The organism is Microbacterium galbinum, assembly GCF_023091225.1.
GTDB classification, from domain to species: domain Bacteria; phylum Actinomycetota; class Actinomycetes; order Actinomycetales; family Microbacteriaceae; genus Microbacterium; species Microbacterium galbinum.
Map to the genome: position 1 here is coordinate 2244114 of NZ_JAHWXM010000001.1, position 18886 is coordinate 2262999.

An 18886-nucleotide genomic window follows, 5' to 3' on the forward strand; every position below is an offset into this window, starting at 1 on the left:
GGAGAAATCAACTGGCGAGTGGGTGCCAGTGGCGTTCGGTCAGCGTCGCGAGATCGACCCAGGTGCCGTCGATGATCGGGGCATCCGGAGACGCCCACACGCCGAAGTGGGCGCGCGGAGTCGGCCAGGGGTAGTCGTCCACCGGACGCTCGACGACGTTGCGCACGGCACCGACGAACGCGAGATCGGCACCGAGACCCGCCACCTCCGCGGCGAGCGCGCGGATCGCGACCGATCCGTCGAGATCGTTCGCAGCCGTCAGTCCCGTCGGGAGGTCGAGCTTTCCCGTCTCCGCCCGGGGGACGCAGAACACCTCGTCACCGCGGCGAAGGAGCAGCCTCACCATCGACATCGGGCTCGACGGACTGTCCCGCCGCACGACTTCGGCCCGGCCACCCGGCGGGAGCCACGGGGCATCCGACGTCACGCGGACGACGATCTCGTGCTCGGCATCCATCCCGTGAGCGTATCGGGCGGTCACGTGGTGGGACGCTTCGACAGGCTCAGCGACCCAGCGGACGTGCCCTGACCCAGCGGACGTGCCCTGACCGCAGGAACTGGGTCCCTGAGCCTGTCGAAGGGCCCGCCACGAGAAAGGCGAAGCCGCCCTCCCCCGGGGGCGGGGAGGGCGGCTTCTGTGGGGAGTGGAGCGGGGGTTAGGACTCCACGCGGCGTCGGCGCAGCACCAGCACGCCACCGGCGGCGAGCAGGAGCAGCAGCACCGCGATCGCGGCGATCGGGACGGTTCCGCCGGTTCCGGCGAGCCCGTCGCCGCCACCACCGCCACCGACCGGTGCGGCAGTGATCGTGAGAGCGCCTTCCGCGGTCAGACCGGAATCTGCTCCGACGGCGATCAGCGTGTGGGCGCCGACCTCCGCGTTCGTCGGGATCGTCACCTGGAGTCGGAATGCTCCGGACTCGTCGGCGACGGCATCCGTCAGGTGGATCGGCTCGGAGTGCAGCGTCAGCGACACGACCTCGCCCGAGGCGAACCCGCGACCGGTCACCTGCACCGTGCCACCCTGCTGAACGGTCGACGCTCCGATCACGAGCTCGGCCTCGAGCACCGGGGTGTCGCGCACGTCGATCGTGAGAGGCGCCGACTCCGAGGCGCGGAACGCCGTGTCGTCGGCCGGCACGAACCGGGCGATGTAGGTGTGCGCACCCGAGGTCGCGATGGTGACGTCGGCCGTGGCCGTGCCACCGGTGACCTCCGCCGAGCCGACGATCTCGTCGCCCTCGAAGAAGTCGACCTTGCCGGCGGCGCCCGCGGGCTTCACCGTCGCGATCAGCGGGATCGACTCGCCCGCGACCGGGTCGTCCGATCCGGCCGACAGCGAGACCGACGTGTTGCGCGGGGCCGTCGGGTCGACGGCCACCTGGACCGCTCCACGAGCCTCGACCTTCGAGACGTCGCCGAGCGCCACCACCGGGTGCGCGCCGTCGATGGCATCCACCGGAACCGTGATCTCGGCACTGATCGCACCGTTCCCATCGGCCTTCACGACCACCGGGGTCTCCGAGTCGATGCGCACCGACACGTTCTCTCCGGCGGCGAAGCCCGAACCCGTGATGGTCACCCGGTCTCCCGGGGCGACCGTGCCCTCGGGCACCTGGATCTCGGGGGCGTACTCGGGCTCGGGGTCGACGACCCCGATCTCGAGCTGCGCATCCGCCGACCGCACGCCGTCGTCGGCCGTGACCGTCACCGTGTAGGTGCCGGCGGTGGCGTAGGTGTGCGTTCCCGTGACCGCGCCGTCGGCGATCGTCACTTCGGCGACAGGAGTTCCGTCACCCCAGTTGACGAGTGCCGACGTCTCGCCCTGACCACCGGCGATCGTCGCGAGCGTCGCGTCGAACTCCTCGCCCGCGATCTGACCGTCGACCGTTCCGGCCGTGACGCTCAGGGGAGCGGCTGCCGTGCGGTCGCCGTCCGAGGCGAGAGCGAAGATGTGCACGCGTCCGTCGTTGAGCGAACCCGCCTCCTTCGGCATCGTGAGCGACTCGACGACCTTCGGCGCACCGTCTCCATCGACCGCCAGCGGGATGCCGGCGGTGGCGTAGATGGCGGTGTTCTTCACCGAACCCTCGGGACCCGTGCCCGAGAGGCGGCCCTCCGAGATCGTCAGCACCGTGTTGCCCTTGTAGGGGTTGCCGGATGCGCCGACCCAGTCGCCCAGGCTGATCGTCACCTGCTGCGTCGTGCCGTCGGTGAAGTGCAGCGTCGCGACCGAGTCGCGGTTGCTCTCGGTGGCGGTTCCGATGAACGCGATCTGCGTGGCACCGGTGCCGAGCGACACCTTGACCGTCTGACCCTCGCCCGTGATGTTGTCGGGCTGGCCGGCCGGGATCGCCGGCAGGTCGTAGGTCAGCGTCGTGTTCGGGACGGTCAGGGTCTGACCCTGCACGAAGCCGTCGGCGTTGATCTTGTCGCGGAAGTACCCGTGGCCCTGCGAGTCGCAGTTCGCGGCCGTGACGCCCAGATCACCGATGCAGACGTTGTTGAAGGCGCCGACCAGCGTCTCATCGCGGAACGCGGTCACCATCGCCGTGGTCTGGGCCACCGCTCCGGCCGAGTCCCGCACCGTGATCGCTGCCGAGTACGTGCCCGGCTTCGTGAAGGTGTGCGGTGCGCTCACCTTCCAGCCACCCAGGTCGTCGCGCGTCAGCGTCACGTCGGTCACCGCGACGCCGTCGCCGTAGTCGACCGTGACGGTGTAGCCGGAGGCATCCGTCTCGGTCCCGACGATGGTGGCGAGGGTTCCCGTGAACTCGGTGTCGACCGCGACCCGCTGCGGCGATCCGGCCGAGATGGCGAGACCGTCGGCGGCGGATGCCGAGGCGAACAGTTCGACCTCCGAGAGCGCGAGCGTCGCGGCATCCGTCTTCAGCGTCAGCTTCACGCTCGTGAAGCCGTCCTGGTTCGCGGTCGTGAACGGTCGCGTCTGCGTGTCCCAGGTGAAGGACTGCGCCGTGCGGCTGTCGATCTCGGTCCAGGTGGTGCCGTCGACCGAGCCCTCGAGCGTCCAGCTCGACGGCGCGTTCGCCCTGTTCGCACTCGTGAGTGTGTACTGGCCGATCGAGACCGGACCGGACTGAGACGTCCAGACGAGTTCGGCGGTGTCGCCCGTGAACGCCACGTTGGAGCTCATGTTGTCATCGACGAGCGACCCGACGGGGGTTCCGTCGGTGGCCGTCAGCACGCCGCGTCCGGCCTTCGTCGCGTCGACCAGGGTCGCGGGCACGTCGAGCTCCTCACCGAGGTCCTTCGCACCCCACGCCGAGGGCGTGTCGCTCATCGTGAAGTCGAGCGTTCCGCCCGCGCGGACGAGGTCTCCGTCGAAGGTGGTCTCGGTGATCGGGGTGCCGTTGATGCTGGCGCCCGCCACGTAGTCCTTGCCCGCGGACGCCCCGGGGGCGTTGATGACGAGCTTCTTGCCGCCGATGTTCAGTGTCGCGCTGTCGAATAGCGGCGTACCGATCGTGTAGTCGCCGGAGCCGACCTCGAGCGGGTAGAAGCCGAGCGCCGAGAAGACGTACCAGGCCGAGAACTCGCCGTTGTCCTCATCGCCCGGGTAGCCCTGGCCGATGTCGTCGCCGATGAAGAGGCGGTCCTGGATGTCGCGGATCAGCTCCTGCGCACCCGAGGGGTCGCCCGCCTCGGCGAGCACGTAGGGGATGTGGTGCGCGATCTGGTTCGACATGCCGAGCATGCCCAGTCGCACGTCACGCGCCTCGCGCGCCTCGTGGATGCCGGAGTAGTCGGCCTTCTCGCGCACGGTGAGGAAGTCGTGCATCACGTCGACCAGGCCCTGGCGTCCGCCGTAGAGCGCGGCCAGGCCGTCGACGTCGTGCGGCGCGTGGAAGCCGAAGGTCCAAGCGCTCGCCTCGGTGAAGGCACCGCCCCACGCCTTCTTGTCGAAGTCGGCGCCCGAGGTCCACGAGCCGTCGGCGTTGCGCGAGGTGAACGTGCCCGCCTCCGGGTTGAACATCTCGCCGTAGTGCTCGGCGCGCGCCTCGAAGTACGTCGCCTCCTCCTTTAGCTGAGCGACGCGGTCGGCGGGGGTGTTCGGGTCCTCCGACAGGGCCTTCGCCATCTCGGCGATACCGAAGTCGTTGATGTAGCCCTCGAGACCCCACGACGCGCTCTCGTGGGTGGTGGCCTCGGTGTAGCCGAGGAAGATCGACTGCCCGAGTCCCTTGCGGCCGACGGCGTTGGATGCCGGCAGCACGGTCGCGTTCTTCACCGCGGCGTCATAGGCCTCGAGTGCCGTGTCGGTCGAGAGGGCGCCTGCGAGGTACGCCTCGGCGAACGCGACGTCGGAGCTCGTGCCGGTCATCAGGTCGGCGTAGCCGGGAGACGACCAACGTGCGATCCATCCGCTGTCGCGGTACTGCTGCACGAAGCCGTCGACGAGTTCTTCGGTCACGTCGGGGTAGAGCATCGAGTACAGCGGCCAGGCGGTGCGGTACGTGTCCCAGAAGCCGTTGTTGACGTAGATCTTGCCGTCGACGATCTTGGCGTTGGTCTGGGTGTCGCTCGCCGAGCCGGTCGTGCCGGCCACGGGGCTCGCGTACTTGTAGACCGGGTCCGCCTCGGTGCCCGTGTTCTCGAACTGCGAGTTCGGGTACAGGTTGAGCCGGTACAGGCTCGAGTAGAGCGTGATGAGCTGCGTGTCGGTCGCGCCCTGCACGTCGTCGACGACCGAGAGGCGCTCGTTCCAGGCATCCTTCACCGCGGCGTGGGCGTCGTCGAACGAGACGTCCTTCAGTTCGAAGTCGTGGTTCTTCTTCGCCTGGTCCTGCGAGATGAACGACGACGAGATGCGCAGCTCGACCGAGCGGTCACCGGTCGTGTCGAACGAGGCGAAGCGCGCGGTGCCGTTGCGGTCGCCGACGGTCGTCGGGCCGGCCGTCGCGGGTGCGCGGTCGAAGGTGCCGTAGACGAACATGCGGGTGCGTCCGGGCCAGCCGGAACCTCCGTCGACCCAGCCGCTGACCGTGTCGCCCGAGATCGAGAGCTTCGACGAGTTCACGAGCTGATCGATGAGGATCGAGCTCGCGTCGCCGGCGAACTCGAAGCGGTAGATCGCACCGTGGTCGGTGGCGGTCACCTCGGTGCGGATGCCGTTGTCGAAGGTGACGTCGTAGATGTCGGGCCGCGCGATCTCGTTCTCGTGCGTGAACGTGAGCTTGCGGTCGTTCAGGTTCGAGGTCGGGTTGGCGTTCGCGGCGGGGAGCACGGCGAGCTGGTTGCGGTCGCCCATCCAGATGCTCGGCTGGTGCGAGAAACCGATGCCGTTGAGTCCGGGCTTGTTCTGCGCGTTGTTGGCGCGCTGGTACTGGTAGATCGTTCCGGTGTTGTCCGCGTTCGTCATCGGGGTGATGAAGTTGAAGCCGTTGGGCCAAGCCGTCGCGGGCAGGTTGTTGCCGCGGGAGAAGCCACCGGTCGAGTTCGTGCCGCGGCGGGTGTCGACGTACGACACGAGTCCGTCGGAGTCATCGAGCGGGGTCGCGGCGTCGATCTCGACGTCGTCGAGCCAGCCGGTGAACGCGGTGGCCGCGGTCGGCGCCTCGATGTTCTTCACGTCCGCGCCCGGGTGGGAGTACGTGAAGCGGATGTCTTCGACGGTGCGACCCTCGAAGGCTCCGAGGTCGACGGTGACCTTGTTCCACTGGTTGGGCCAGAGCCTGTTCGAGCGGCCCTGCTCGGTGGCGGTGACGGGGTAGCCGTACGAGTCGGTCACGCCGGGCGTCGCGGCGAGCGTGGTGCCGTCGTCGAAGGCGAGATCGACGGCCACGAAGGTGGCCGCGTACGTCTGCTCGCCGTCGAGCACGGGGAAGACGAGGTACGACAGCTGGCTGTCGCCGTCGACGATCACATCGACGTTCTCGTAGAGGGTGGTGGTCGACGATGCGGCGCCGGCGTCGAGGTGACGGCCCGAGTACTGCACGGCCTTGGTTCCGGTGAAGCCGACGCCGGTCTTGGCGGTGTCGGACGCCGTCGGACCGTTGCCGACGACGACACGCAGGTCGCTCGCGGTCGGGGCGCCGTCGCTCACCGCGATGGGCTCGAAGTCGGCGAGCTGGATGAGGTTGGTGGTGGGCGTGCGGTTCTCGGTGATGTCGAGACGGTAGTAGAGGAACGGCGCGCTCGGCGCAGCCAGTTCGAACGTGCGGGTCTGACCGCGCGCGGTGAACATCTCCCCGGTCCGCTCGTCGACCGGGGTCCAGTCCGTGCCGTTGTTCGAGCCCAGCACGCGGAAGTTCTTGGGGTCGCGCTCCTGCGCGTCGCCACCCGAGGTGAGCGTGTACTTCTGCAGCGGCTGCGCGGCGGTGAGCTGGTACTGCAGCCACCCCTTGTTGACGAAGGCGAGCCACTTGGTCGAGGCGTTGGCGTCGGCGGCGAACACGGCGGCTTCGTTCGGCGCGTTCTGCGCCGAGGCCGTGACACCGTTCGGCGCGATCGCGGGCAGCATGCTGCCGGGGGCGAAGCGGTCGCCGGTGATGTTGACGGCTTCACCGGTGCCCGCGAGTGCGGGCACCGCATCCGTCGATTCGAAGGACGACGAGAACGTCCCTCCTGCTGCAGCCGCCGCGGGGAGCGGCGTCAGCATGGCCAGGGTCACCGTCACGGCGGCGCCGGCGGCCGCCCAGATGCGACCTGCGGGTCGTGCGTTCCTCTTACGGGGAACAGTCATGGTTGCTCCTCAAACTCCACTGCGGTGTGTCGTTCGCCTGTCGCAGATACCGGGGGGCGGGCTGCGCGACGTTTATGACATCGCTGTCATAGATCGAGACACTAACACAGCGGATGCCGTGGGCGGAAGATGCATCCCCCATCGGATGACCCGTCATAATGAGCAGATCGCTCGAGGCGGTAGAGGAACAGATGACACCACACGAAGACGGGGCCGCACCCCGCCCCACGCTCGCGCAGGTCGCCGCACGCGCCGGCGTGAGCCTGAAGACGGCATCGCGTGCACTCGGAGGCGAGTCGTACGTCAGCGAGAAGACCCTCACGAGCGTGCTCGCCGCAGCCGCCGAGCTCGACTACCAGCGCAACGCTGCCGCGAGCCTCCTCGCCAGCGGTCGTCTCGCGGATTCGCTCGGACTCATCACCGGAGACTTCACCAACCCGTTCTACTCGGCTCTCGCCCAGGCCGTCGAAGACGAGATCCGCCCGCGCGGTATGCACCTGTCTGTGGCGAACTCCCGCGAGTCCGCCGAGCAGGAGAAGCGCGTCGCGCACGACCTCGCCGACCGGCAGACCAAGGCGGTCATCACGGTCTCGGCGATGACCGATCACGCCGACTACGCGACGCTGCAGGCCCGCGGCATCCCGGTCGTCTTCGTCGACCGGCCGGCCGAGAATCTCGCCGCCGACTCCGTCGTGTTCGACAACCGCGAGGGCGGGCGCCTCGTCGCCCAGCACCTGATCGATCGCGGACACCGGCGCATCGCGTTCATCGGCGACTACGCCTGGCTGCCCACCTACCGCGCCCGTCTCGCCGGCATGGGCGACGTGCTCGACGGGTCGCCGGTCGCCTGGCGCGAGCTGCTGCGCACCGACGCGCACGACGTCGCATCGTCGCGCGAGTGCGTGCGCGAACTGCTCGCCCTCGACGAACCTCCGACCGCGATCGTCGCCGGCAACAACCGCGTGCTGCTCGGCGTCATGGAGGAGATCGCGACGACGGATGCGCCGCCCGCCGTGATCGGCTTCGACGACCCGGAGTGGGCGACGGTGCTCGGGATCAGCGTCGTGACCGGCGACGTCGAAGAGCTCGGGCGGTCGGCCGCACGCCTGGCGCTCGCCCGCCTCGGCGACCGGACCCGTGAGCCCGAGAGCGTGGTGGTGCCGATGCGCCTGATCGAACGGACGTCGACCCGCTCACAGTGATCGTGAGGGGTCAAGACACGCCGCAGGCGTGCAGTCGCGTGCGGCGTGTTCTGACCCCTCAGCGTCGGGTTCAGACGAGCGCGGACGCCCGGCGAACCTCCTGCTCGCGCAGGGCGTTCTCGACCGCCTCGACGTCGCGCACCGCACCGCGGTCGGCCGAGGTCGCCATGGCCGCGTAGGCGCGCAGCGCCAGGGAGACGGGGCGCTGACGGTCGACGGGACGGTACCCACCGGCGTCCAACAGGCGCGCACGACGCTGCTCGAGTTCGGCCTCGCTGACCTCGAGGGTCATGCCGCGGGTGGGGATGTCGATCGAGATGATGTCGCCGTCCTCGACGAGCGCGATGACGCCGCCGGATGCCGCCTCGGGCGAGACGTGCCCGATCGACAGACCCGAGGTGCCGCCCGAGAAGCGGCCATCGGTGATCAGGGCGCACACCTTGCCCAGTCCGCGGCCCTTGAGGAACGACGTCGGGTGCAGCATCTCCTGCATGCCCGGGCCGCCCTTGGGACCCTCGTAGCGGATGACGACCACGTCGCCCGGCTGGATCTTCTTGCCGAGGATCTTCGCGACCGCCTCCTCCTGCGACTCGCACACCACCGCCGGGCCCGAGAAGACCAGGATCGACGGGTCGACGCCCGCGGTCTTCACCACGGCGCCGTCGACGGCCAGGTTGCCGCGCAGCACGGCCAGACCACCGTCGACCGAGTAGGCGTGGTCGACATCGCGGATGCATCCGTTCTCGCCGTCCTCGTCGAGAGCCGCCCAGCGCTCCGACTGCGAGAACGCGCTCGACGAGCGCACGCCACCGGGAGCCGCGAACCACAGATCCTTCGCGACGTCGGTCGCCTTTCCGCCACGGATGTCCCAGTCGTCGAGCCAGGCCGCGAACGACTCCGAGTGGATGGTGCTCACGTCTTCCTTCAGCAGACCGCCACGACGCAGCTCGCCGAGCACGGCGGGGATGCCGCCCGCGCGGTGCACGTCCTCCATGTAGTACATGCGGCCGTAGGCCGGGTTCGGGGCGATCTTGGCGAGGCAGGGCACGCGACGCGAGATCGCATCGATCTCGTCGAGGCCGAAGTCGATCCCGGCCTCGTGGGCGGCGGCGAGCAGGTGCAGGATCGTGTTCGTCGATCCGCCCATCGCGATGTCGAGCGCCATCGCGTTCTCGAACGCGGCGAAGCTCGCGACCTCGCGCGGCAGCACCGAACGGTCGTCCTCGTCGTAGAAGCGACGGGTGATCTGCACCGCGACCTCGCCGGCCTTCTCGTACAGCGCGCGACGAGCGGTATGGGTGGCGAGCACCGAACCGTTGCCCGGCAGGGCGAGGCCCAGCGCCTCGACGAGGCAGTTCATCGAATTGGCGGTGAACATGCCCGAGCACGATCCGCAGGTCGGGCAGGCGTTCTCCTCGATGCGCTGGATGTCGGCATCCGACACCGTGTCGTTCGCCGCCTCGGAGATCGCGTCGACCAGGTCGAGGGTGCGCACCGATCCGTCGACCAGCGTCGCGCGACCGGCCTCCATCGGACCGCCCGACACGAACACCGTGGGGATGTTCAGGCGCAGCGCGGCCATGAGCATGCCGGGGGTGATCTTGTCGCAGTTCGAGATGCACACGAGCGCGTCGGCCTGGTGCGCGTTGACCATGTACTCGACCGAGTCGGCGATCAGGTCGCGCGAGGGCAGCGAGTAGAGCATGCCGCCGTGACCCATGGCGATGCCATCGTCGACGGCGATCGTGTTGAACTCGCGGGGGATGCCGCCCGCCGCCGAGATCGCGTCGGAGACGATGCGTCCGACCGGCTGCAGGTGCGTGTGGCCGGGCACGAACTCGGTGAAGCTGTTCGCCACGGCGATCATCGGCTTGCCGAAGTCGGCGGCGTTGACGCCGGCGGCGCGGAAGAGGGCGCGGGCTCCGGCGGCGTTGCGGCCATGCGTGACGGTGCGGGAACGAAGAGGGGTGGGCATGGTTCCACTTTCGTGGGACGGGACGGATGCCGGAAGACGGCGCTGACACTAGTAGTGAGAGCACTAGGTTTGTTCTGTGGCCGTGGACGAGGAGCAGCGCAGAGAACTGGGCGCGTTCCTCCGTGCCCGGCGCGAGCAGCTCGACCGCGGCGCCTACGGCCTGCCGCCCGCGGGGCGCGGCCGCACGATCGGTCTGCGCCGTGAGGAGATCTCGTACCTCTCGGGCGTCAGCGTCACCTGGTACACCTGGCTCGAGCAGGGGCGTGACATCAATCCCTCGCGGCAGGTGCTGGATGCCGTCGCCACGGCGCTGCACCTGACCGTGGCCGAGCACGACTACGCGCTGCGCCTGGCCGGGTTCGCACCCGCACGGCCCGGCACGGGTGAGGCGGTCGAGACCGCACCGGCCCACGTTCAGCGCTTCCTCGATGCGCTGGAGGAGCACCCGGCCTACGCACTCGCGCCCGACTGGGGCGTCGCCGGGTGGAACGCCGCTTACGAGGCGCTCTATCCGAACGTCGCCACCACACCGCCCGAGAAGCGCAACCTGCTCTGGCTGATCTTCACCGACCCCGCCGTGCGCGACCTGCTCGACGACTGGGACGACACCAGCCGCCGCTTCCTCGCCGAGTTCCGCGCCGAGGCGGGGCCGCGACTCGGTGACCCGCGCTATCGCGACCTCGTCGGGCGGCTGATGGAGGCGAGCCCGGAGTTCCGCGAACGCTGGGAGAGCCACGACGTGCGGGGGTTCGAATCGCGCGAACGCGTGTTCCGGCATCCGTCACTGGGCAGGCTCGTGTTCGAGCATCACCAGCTGCGGCCGTCCGACCAGACCGACATCCAGCTGGTCGTCTACACCCCGGCGGATGCCGCCGCCCGCGCGAGGTTCTTCCGCCGGAGGGACTGAGTTCCTATCGGTGAGGAGTCAAGACACGCCGTGCCGAGCCGCACGCTCGGGGCGTGTCTTGACCCCTCACGATCAGGAGTCGACGGGCTTGCCCAGCAACCCGTGCTTCTCCTCGATCTCGACCTGCTCGTAGAGGCCGGCATAGTTCTCGCGGTGGTCGGGGTCGTCGGTGAGGTTCTCGCGGATGTGCATCTCCCACACCACGTTCTCGAACTCCGTCTCGAGCATCTCCCGCACGCGGCGGTGCAGTTCGTCGAAGACCTCGGGCGGGGCGAGGAATCCGATCGAGAGCTCGGCCAGGTCGAAGGTGCTCGCGTCGGTCAGGTCGCTGTTCTCGGTCATGCGCGCCAGGCTAGTCGCGGTACCTGCGTGTCGTCCTCGCGAGAGGTCAGAACACGCCGTGCCCGAGCGGACGATGACGGCGTGTCTTGACCCCTCAGGCGCTGTGCACGGCTTCGCACCCGCGCGTCAAGTCCCTTCATCTCCGAGGGAACCGCGCGCAGAGTGACTCCATGTCCACCTCCACCGACCACCGCACCGAGCCCGAGCGCACGCCGGACGGCCACCACTTCGTGATCGACGGACGGCGTTGGCGGGCGACGGATCCGTCGATCCCCGACTCGTTCCGGCAGGAGCTGGTCGACGAACTGATGGCCGCACGCCGCGCCGTCAAGGACGGGGAGACGGATGCTCGGGGGCGCGTCCAGGACGCGAAGGTCGCTCTCGGAGAGCGCGGACACCCGTGGTGGGAGCAGCGAACCGGCAGCGGGTTCGACGAGAGGATCGCCGCCGCCATCCGCACTCTCACGCGCCGACGGGAGGGTTCGTCGATCTGCCCGAGCGACGTCGCCCGCACCGTGGGTGGCGACACGTGGCGCGATTCGATGGACGACGTGCGCCGGATCGCCGGAGCCCTCGCCGCGCAGGGCGACGTCGTCGTCACGCAGAAGGGCGAGCCCGTGCGCATCGATCACGTACGCGGACCGGTGCGGATCAGCGCCATCCGCTGAGAAGTGCGCGGGACGGTCACTCGACCCGCTGGAGGGCGACGGCGTAGACGGTGGGAGCTCCGTCGAGATCGAGCATCACGCTCATCCCGGTGCCGGTGGTGGTGAGGTCGAAGGCGATGGTGGCGTTCGTGCACTCGATCGGTTCGGTGCTCGGGTCGCTGTCGAGTTCGCCCGCCTGGAGGGTGATGGTGCCGTCGCCGCGGCAGGCGATCTGCCCCTGGTACGTGCCGGCGGGCACCGACGAGAAGCTCGTCAGGTGGTGCGCGGAGGTGTGCTCACTCAGCCAGCCCGAGAACGTACCGGTGCCCTGGGCGTCGTCGGCCCAGGTGATGGCGGTGTTCGCCCAGTCCTTGATGTCGTCGACGGGAATCGGCAGCAGGGCCGCGTCGGTGTCGGCATCCGCGGTCGGAGTGGGCGTCGGGGTCGGGGCGGCCGAAGCGGATGCCGAGGGCGCAGGCGTCCCGGCATCCGTCGGCGCACCCGTGCACCCGGTGAAGGCGATGCCGACCGTCAGCAACGCACCGATGGTGAGTCCTCGTCTGATGTCCATGCGTCCCACGCTACGGAGATCGACCCACGGGATCGAGTCGATCGCCCGCACTCGGAGGAGGTACGGAGGTTCGCTCCGACGCTCAGGTTGGGGGCGGAGGCGGGAACAGCGGCGATGGAATATCGGTGCTCTCAGAATCCGGCAGCAGACGCCCGAAGAGTTCTTAACAGAGTTGTTAACACCTGTGGAAACGAGAAGGCCCCGCACTCGGCGGGGCCTTCTCGAACTGTCTCAACACAGTGTGGAGCCTAGGAGATTCGAACTCCTGACATCCTGCTTGCAAAGCAGGCGCTCTACCAACTGAGCTAAGGCCCCGAGGGGTATTTCTTGAGTTGATGTGTGGGCCCACCAGGACTTGAACCTGGGACCTCTTCATTATCAGTGAAGCGCTCTAACCACCTGAGCTATGGGCCCGTCAACCTCCGAAACTTTACCGGAGATTCGCCGAAACTCCCAATCGAGCGCGGGGACCCGGGCGAGTCCCCGCGCTCGTGGGCGGTCAGCGGCCCGGACGGATCGTCACGCCACCGGCCGAGAGCGAGACCTCGATGCTGCGTCGGGCGCTCGCGGACTGCTCGACCCGAGCATCGAGGGACCCGGCGTCGACGCTCTGGGTGATGTCGTACGCGACATCCGGCACCGTGAGATCGACCGAACCCGCGCTCACCTCGACCGTCGTCCGCGTCGGGGCGGTTCCGGTCAGTTCGACATTGAGTTCTCCGGCCGAGACGCTCAGCGATGCGTCGTCGACGTCGGCGAGGACGATGTCGGCACGGCCCGCGCTCATGTCCACCGCCAGAGCGGTCGCCGACCCTTCGACATCGAGCGCCCCCGCGCTCACGTCGATGTCGAGAGCACCGAAGTCACCGACGACGTCGAGGCTTCCGGCGTCGAGCGTCAGGTCGGCGTCGATCGCGTCGGTGCGAAGAGCCTCCGGCAGGGTCAGCACGGCGACCTCGCCCTCACGGCCCCAGTCGCCGAACCACCAGTCCCAGCGATTGTCGGGACTGCGCACCACCAGTTCGTCACCGTCGCGCTCGATGGTCCAGTCCGGGCCACGGCGGTTCGAGATGGAGAGTTCCGCCTGATCGACGTCGCCGAACTCCACACGCATGCTGCTGGCATCGGCGTCGACGGTGAGGGAGTCGATGCCGTCGACGTCGATGCCCTGCACGGTGTCACCACCCGCGTTGCTCGCGACACTGACGTTGCTCATCGCCCCGATCGCCGCCGTTCCCGCCGTACCGACGAGGGCGATTCCGCCGACCACCGCGGTGACGATCGCGATCGCGGTCACCCCGCCCGATCGTGCACCGGTACCGGCCGGCCCGCCGGGCGCGGTCGGCGGGGGTGTGGGCGGAACGGATGCCGTCGGCTGGGGCGGCGCGGATGCCGGCGGGGGAGTGAGCGGGATGTGTCCGCCCTGGTGGTCGTTCTGGTCGGTGCTCATCGCGCCGCTCCGTTCTGGGTGGCCGGCGGGATGGGACCGCCGGTGTTCTCGATGTGGGCGAGGGCGGCGAGCACGCGGCGGTTTCCCGACTCGTCCTGCTCGAACCCGAGCTTCTGGAAGATGGAGGTGATGTGCTTCTCGACGCTCGCCTCCGAGACGAAGAGGAGTCCGGCGATCGCCTGGTTCGACTTGCCCTCCGCGATCAACGCCAGCACGGTGCGTTCGCGCTCGGTGAGCCGCAGCATCCGATCGTCGCGATTGCGCCGCGTGAGCAGCTGCGCCACCACCTCGGGGTCGAGCACGGTCGCGCCCTCCGCGATGCGCTGCACCGACTGCAGGAACTCGGCGACATCGGCGACCCGGTCCTTGAGCAGGTAGCCCAGCGGGCCGCCCTGTGCGGCGATCAGATCGGAGGCGTAGCGCTCCTCGACGTACTGCGAGAGCACGAGGAGGGCGAGCGACGGATGCGTCGACCGCAGTCCGAGCGCCGCACGGATGCCCTCGTCGGTGAACGTCGGGGGCAGCCGCACATCGAGGATGCAGAGTTCCGGATCCGTCGTGGCGACCGCCTCGGTGAGTCCCGAGGTGTCGGGGAGTGCCGCGACGACCTCGTGGCCGGCGTCCTCGAGCAGACGCACGAGACCCTCGCGCAGCAGGACCGAGTCCTCGCAGATCAGGATGCGCATGGCACGTTCACCTCCAGGCTGGTCGGGCCGCCCTGCGGGCTCTCGAGGCGGAAGGTGCCTCCCGCGGCGAGCACGCGGTTGGCGATCCCGTCGAGTCCGCCACCGGGCTGCACCTGCGCGCCGCCCATGCCGTTGTCCTCGACGCGGGCCCAGAGCGTGTTGCCCTCGCGGATCCGCACCGTCACTCGCGCTTCGCTGGCCCGCGAGTGCTTCGCGGCGTTGGTCAGAGACTCGGCGATCGAGAAGTACATGGCCGCCTCCGCCTCACGACTGCATCGTCCGTCCATGCGGACGTCGAGCGAGACCGGGATGTGCGAGCGACCGGCGAGTGCCGACAGGGCCGCGTCGAGTCCCCGGTCGTCGAGCACCGAGGCGTGGATGCCGCGGGCGAGCTGTCGGAGTTCGGTGATGGCGGCCTTCGTGGACGTGTGCGCCTCGGCGATCAGTTCCTTCGCCGCATCGGGATCGGTCTCGATCTTCTGCTGGGCGAGCCCGAGCGTCATGCCGACCGAGACGAGTCGCGGCTGGACGCCGTCGTGCAGGTCTCGCTCGATGCGGGTGCGTTCGACGTCGGCGGCGCGCACGGCTCCCTCACGCTGCGCGGTGGTCGTGCGCACCTGCTCGGTGAGTTCGGCCTCACGGCTGCGCACCACGATCGCGAGCGACAGTGTGCGGTGGAGAAGGGCGAGACCGATCATGCCGGCGACCGACGCGGCGATCCCGAGGATGCCGACGAGCGGGGCCCAGGCGACGAGCAGGGCGCCACCGCCGAACGGACCGACCACCGATTCCGCGGAGGTGAGGGGCGCGAAGGAGATCACGACCGACCACGCGAACGCGGCGGCGAGACGCAGCACGATGAAGCCCAGCACCACGGCGATCGCGAAGTTCGCGAGCGCCCGCCACATGCGTCCGTCGATCGTCTGGCGGCCGAGAGCACGGAGCCACCCGCCGAAGCCGGGCCGTTCGCGCGGCCGCAGACGCAGCGGCGCGATCGGCGTGCGGTAGAGCGCGCTCACCCGGGCGACCTCGAACCAACCGACGCCGAAGAGCGCGTAGACCAGGCCGACGAGGAAGACCACCCCGATGCCGAAGGCGAAGAGCAGTCCGAGGCCGGTTCCGAGTATCCCGCCGAGAGCGGAGAAGATGATGCCGCCGATGACGCCCACTCCCGCGAGATGCAGGATGGTGAGCGGGATCCTCAGCGGCGGCTTCACGGCCGTCGCCTGCGGCGGGGTCGCAGTCTGTGTCGTCATGATTCCAAGGTACGGGCGCGCAGATCGCGCCGACACCGAGGAACCCGGACACCTGGGTTCGGGTTTTCCCTACCCCCGCGCGCCCTTCGTCTCGTCGCTACGCTCCTCGCTCGGGAACCGGTCCCTGAGCGAGCGAAGAACGACGAAGGGGCGGATGCCGCAGCATCCGCCCCTTCATGAAAATCGGTCAGTTCGACATGAAGCCGACGAGCAGGCCGCCGGTGACCTTCACCGCGAGGTTGTAGATACCCGCGATCACGGCGCCGAGCACCGTGAAGACGATGAGGTTGAGGATCGCGACGACGGCAGCGAAGGCCATCACCTGCGGAAGTCCGACGACCTCGGTGAGCTTGAACGCGTTGTCGGTGATGCCCGCGAGGAACGAATCGGCCGTGGTCAGCACGTTCGTCGCCTGCAGCACGAGGTAGATCAGGAAGAACGACACCATCGTGACGACCGCGAGGGCCACAGCTCCGAGGAAGGAGAGCTTCACGGCCGACCAGAAGTCGACGTAGACCAGGCGCAGGCGAACCTGCTTGCCACCGGTCTTACGGGTGGATTTCTTCGCGAGCTTGTCGGCTACCGTGCTCATGCGTCCGTGCTCTCCTCGGGGGTCTCTGTCGTCTCGGTGACGTCTGCTGCGGCATCCGCCTCATCCGTGTCGTCTTCGTCGGAGAGGCCACGTTCGCCGTTGCGGGCGATCGCGAGGATCCGGTCGGCTTCCGTCGTCCGGGCGAACACCACTCCCATGGTGTCTCGGCCCTTGGCGGGCACCTCGGCCACGGCAGAGCGTACCACCTTGCCGCTGGACAGAACCACAAGGACCTCGTCGTCTGCGGAGACGATCAGACCACCCGCGAGAGTGCCCCGATCGTCGTGCAGCTTGGCCACCTTGATGCCGAATCCGCCGCGTCCCTGGACGCGGTATTCCTCGACGGCCGTGCGCTTCGCGTACCCGCCGTCGGTGACGACGAACACGAATCGGCCGGGGGCGGCGACGGATGCCGAGAGCAGACTGTCGCCCTCGCGGAACTTCATGCCCTTCACACCCGCGGTCGCTCGACCCATCGGACGCAGTGCCTCATCGGTGGCCTGGAAGCGCACCGACATTCCCTTGCGGCTGATGAGGAGGATGTCGTCCTCGGCATCGACCAGCAGAGCGCCGACCAGTGCATCGTCGTCGTTCAGGCGGATCGCGATGACGCCGCCCTGACGGTTGGTGTCGTACGCCTCGAGGCGGGTCTTCTTGACGAGACCGTTGTGCGTGGCGAGCACCAGGTACTCGGCGACCGCGTAGTCGCGGATGTCGAGGATCTGAGCGATGCTCTCGTCGGGCTGCATCGCCAGCAGGTTCGCGACGTGCGTGCCCTTCGCGTCGCGGCCGGCCTCGGGCACCTCGTAGGTCTTGGCGCGGTACACGCGACCCTTGTCGGTGAAGAACAGCAGCCAGTGGTGCGTCGTCGTGACGAAGAAGTGCTCGACGATGTCATCCGCTCGCAACTGGGCGCCCTTGATGCCCTTGCCGCCGCGGTGCTGGGAGCGGTAGTTGTCGCTGCGCGTGCGCTTGATGTAGCCGTCGCGCGTGACGGTGACGACCATCTCCTCCTCGGCGATGAGGTCTTCCATCGAGACGTCGCCGTCGTAGCCGTGCAGGATGTGCGTGCGGCGCTCGTCGCCGAACTTGTCGACGATGCCGGTGAGCTCTTCGCGGATGATCGTGCGCTGGCGGCCCTCGTCGGCGAGGATCGCCTTGTAGTCGGTGATGAGCGCTTCGAGCTCGTTCGCCTGATCGATGATCTTCTGACGCTCGAGCGCGGCGAGGCGACGGAGCTGCATCTGCAGGATCGCCTCGGCCTGGATCTCGTCGATGTCGAGGAGCTTCTGGAGTCCCTCGTTCGCCTCCTGCGTGGTCTGCGACCGGCGGATGAGCGCGATGACCTCGTCGAGAGCGTCGAGCGCCTTCAGATACCCGCGCAGGATGTGCATCCGCTTCTCGGCCTCGTTGAGGCGGAACTGCGTGCGACGCACGATCACTTCGATCTGGTGCGCGATCCAGTGGCTGATGAACCCGTCGATCGCGAGGGTGCGGGGCACGCCGTCGACGATCGCGAGCATGTTCGCGCCGAAGTTCTCCTGCAGCTGCGTGTGCTTGTACAGGTTGTTGAGCACGACCTTGGCGACGGCATCGCGCTTGAGCACGACGACCAGTCGCTGACCCGTGCGGTCGGAGGACTCGTCGCGGATGTCGGCGATGCCCGTGATCTTGCCGTCGCGGGCGAGATCGCCGATCTTGACCGCGACGTTGTCGGGGTTCACCTGATACGGCAGCTCGGTGATGACCAGGCAGGTACGACCCTGGATCTCCTCGACGTTGACGACGGCGCGCATCGTGATCGATCCGCGGCCGGTGCGGTACGCCTCGTGGATGCCCTTGGTGCCGAGGATCTGCGCGCCGGTCGGGAAGTCCGGGCCGGGAACGCGCTGGATCAGGCCGTCGAGCAGTTCTTCGCGGGTGATGCCGGGGTTGTCGAGGGCCCAGAGCGCGGCCTCCGACACCTCGCGCAGGTTGTGCGGCGGGATGTTCGTGGCCATACCGACCGCGATACCGACCGAGCCGTTGACGAGGAGGTTCGGGAACCGGGCCGGGAGGACCGTCGGCTCCTGGGTCTGACCGTCGTAGTTGTCGGTGAAGTCGACCGTGTCCTCTTCGATGTCGCGCACCATCTCGAGCGCGAGCGGGGCCATCTTGGTCTCGGTGTATCGCGGGGCGGCGGCTCCCATGTTGCCGGGCGACCCGAAGTTGCCCTGGCCGAGTGCCAGCGGGTACCGCAGCGACCACGGCTGCACGAGACGGACGAGGGCGTCGTAGATCGCCGAGTCGCCGTGCGGGTGGTACTGACCCATGACCTCGCCGACGACACGGGCGCACTTCGAGAACGACTTGTCGGGGCGGAACCCGCCGTCGTACATGCCGTAGATCACGCGGCGGTGCACCGGCTTGAGGCCGTCGCGCACATCCGGCAGCGCGCGGCCGACGATCACGGCCATCGCGTAGTCGAGGTAGCTGCGCTGCATCTCCGACTGCAGGTCGACCTGGTCGATCCGGCCGTGGTCGTGCTCGGGGACGGGGCGTTCTTCGTCAGTCATGT

General features: G+C 68.7%; 13 protein-coding genes and 2 tRNA genes. 3 read left to right on the plus strand and 12 right to left on the minus strand.

The genetic code is table 11. From position 1 onward, the window contains the following. Window positions 1-7 precede the first annotated feature (7 nt). Window positions 8-457 carry an NUDIX hydrolase gene (locus KZC52_RS10705; protein WP_247624035.1) on the minus strand — a complete coding sequence of 150 codons (450 nt, stop codon included), beginning with the start codon at window positions 455-457 and terminating at the stop codon, window positions 8-10. A 199-nt stretch (window positions 458-656) separates the two neighbouring features. Then, window positions 657-6701: a GH92 family glycosyl hydrolase gene (locus KZC52_RS10710; protein WP_247624036.1), complete on the minus strand. Its 6045-nt coding sequence runs from the start codon at window positions 6699-6701 to the stop codon at window positions 657-659. Window positions 6702-6892: 191 nt separating this feature from the next. On the opposite strand from KZC52_RS10710, the gene KZC52_RS10715 reads away from it, so the two are divergent. Further along, window positions 6893-7903, plus strand: a complete 1011-nt coding sequence (locus tag KZC52_RS10715) for a LacI family DNA-binding transcriptional regulator (protein ID WP_247624037.1) — start codon at window positions 6893-6895, stop codon at window positions 7901-7903. Window positions 7904-7973: 70 nt separating this feature from the next. On the opposite strand, the gene ilvD is transcribed toward KZC52_RS10715, so the two are convergent. Further along, entirely contained in the window at window positions 7974-9878 is a 1905-nt protein-coding gene (ilvD, locus tag KZC52_RS10720; protein ID WP_247624038.1) for a dihydroxy-acid dehydratase, read from the minus strand. 82 nt (window positions 9879-9960) lie between these two features. Between ilvD and KZC52_RS10725 the strand changes: the two genes are divergently transcribed. Then, the gene (locus KZC52_RS10725; protein WP_247624746.1) at window positions 9961-10785 is read left to right on the plus strand and encodes a helix-turn-helix transcriptional regulator; all 825 of its coding nucleotides are present in this window, start codon (window positions 9961-9963) and stop codon (window positions 10783-10785) included. A gap of 72 nt (window positions 10786-10857) precedes the next feature. Here KZC52_RS10725 and KZC52_RS10730 read toward each other — a convergent pair whose 3' ends face one another. Beyond that, window positions 10858-11127 carry a hypothetical protein gene (locus tag KZC52_RS10730; protein ID WP_247624039.1) on the minus strand — a complete coding sequence of 90 codons (270 nt, stop codon included), beginning with the start codon at window positions 11125-11127 and terminating at the stop codon, window positions 10858-10860. A 170-nt stretch (window positions 11128-11297) separates the two neighbouring features. Between KZC52_RS10730 and KZC52_RS10735 the strand changes: the two genes are divergently transcribed. Further along, a complete protein-coding gene (locus tag KZC52_RS10735; RefSeq protein ID WP_247624040.1) occupies window positions 11298-11795 on the plus strand; it encodes a DUF3253 domain-containing protein in 498 nt (165 codons plus the stop codon). Window positions 11796-11811: 16 nt separating this feature from the next. Here KZC52_RS10735 and KZC52_RS10740 read toward each other — a convergent pair whose 3' ends face one another. The 8 genes from KZC52_RS10740 to gyrA all read right to left on the minus strand — a co-directional run bounded on the left by KZC52_RS10740 (window position 11812) and on the right by gyrA (window position 18884). After that, window positions 11812-12345: a hypothetical protein gene (locus tag KZC52_RS10740; protein ID WP_247624041.1), complete on the minus strand. Its 534-nt coding sequence runs from the start codon at window positions 12343-12345 to the stop codon at window positions 11812-11814. A 242-nt stretch (window positions 12346-12587) separates the two neighbouring features. Further along, window positions 12588-12660: transfer RNA gene (locus KZC52_RS10745), tRNA-Ala, on the minus strand. A 25-nt stretch (window positions 12661-12685) separates the two neighbouring features. After that, a tRNA-Ile gene (locus tag KZC52_RS10750) sits at window positions 12686-12759 on the minus strand. A gap of 85 nt (window positions 12760-12844) precedes the next feature. Beyond that, window positions 12845-13795 (minus strand): hypothetical protein, encoded by a 951-nt coding sequence (locus KZC52_RS10755; RefSeq protein ID WP_247624042.1) that lies wholly within the window; start codon window positions 13793-13795, stop codon window positions 12845-12847. Beyond that, window positions 13792-14481, minus strand: coding sequence for a LuxR C-terminal-related transcriptional regulator (locus KZC52_RS10760; RefSeq protein ID WP_247624043.1), 690 nt, complete (start codon window positions 14479-14481; stop codon window positions 13792-13794). Before KZC52_RS10760 ends, KZC52_RS10755 begins: the two co-directional genes overlap by 4 nt. Continuing rightward, entirely contained in the window at window positions 14469-15737 is a 1269-nt protein-coding gene (locus KZC52_RS10765) for a sensor histidine kinase (protein WP_247624044.1), read from the minus strand. The genes KZC52_RS10760 and KZC52_RS10765 overlap by 13 nt, the downstream gene beginning before the upstream one ends. A gap of 187 nt (window positions 15738-15924) precedes the next feature. Continuing rightward, on the minus strand, window positions 15925-16329 hold the full coding sequence (locus tag KZC52_RS10770) for a DUF3566 domain-containing protein (RefSeq protein ID WP_247624045.1): 405 nt from the start codon (window positions 16327-16329) through the stop codon (window positions 15925-15927). After that, window positions 16326-18884: a DNA gyrase subunit A gene (gene gyrA / locus KZC52_RS10775; RefSeq protein ID WP_247624046.1), complete on the minus strand. Its 2559-nt coding sequence runs from the start codon at window positions 18882-18884 to the stop codon at window positions 16326-16328. The genes KZC52_RS10770 and gyrA overlap by 4 nt, the downstream gene beginning before the upstream one ends. Window positions 18885-18886 lie beyond the last annotated feature (2 nt).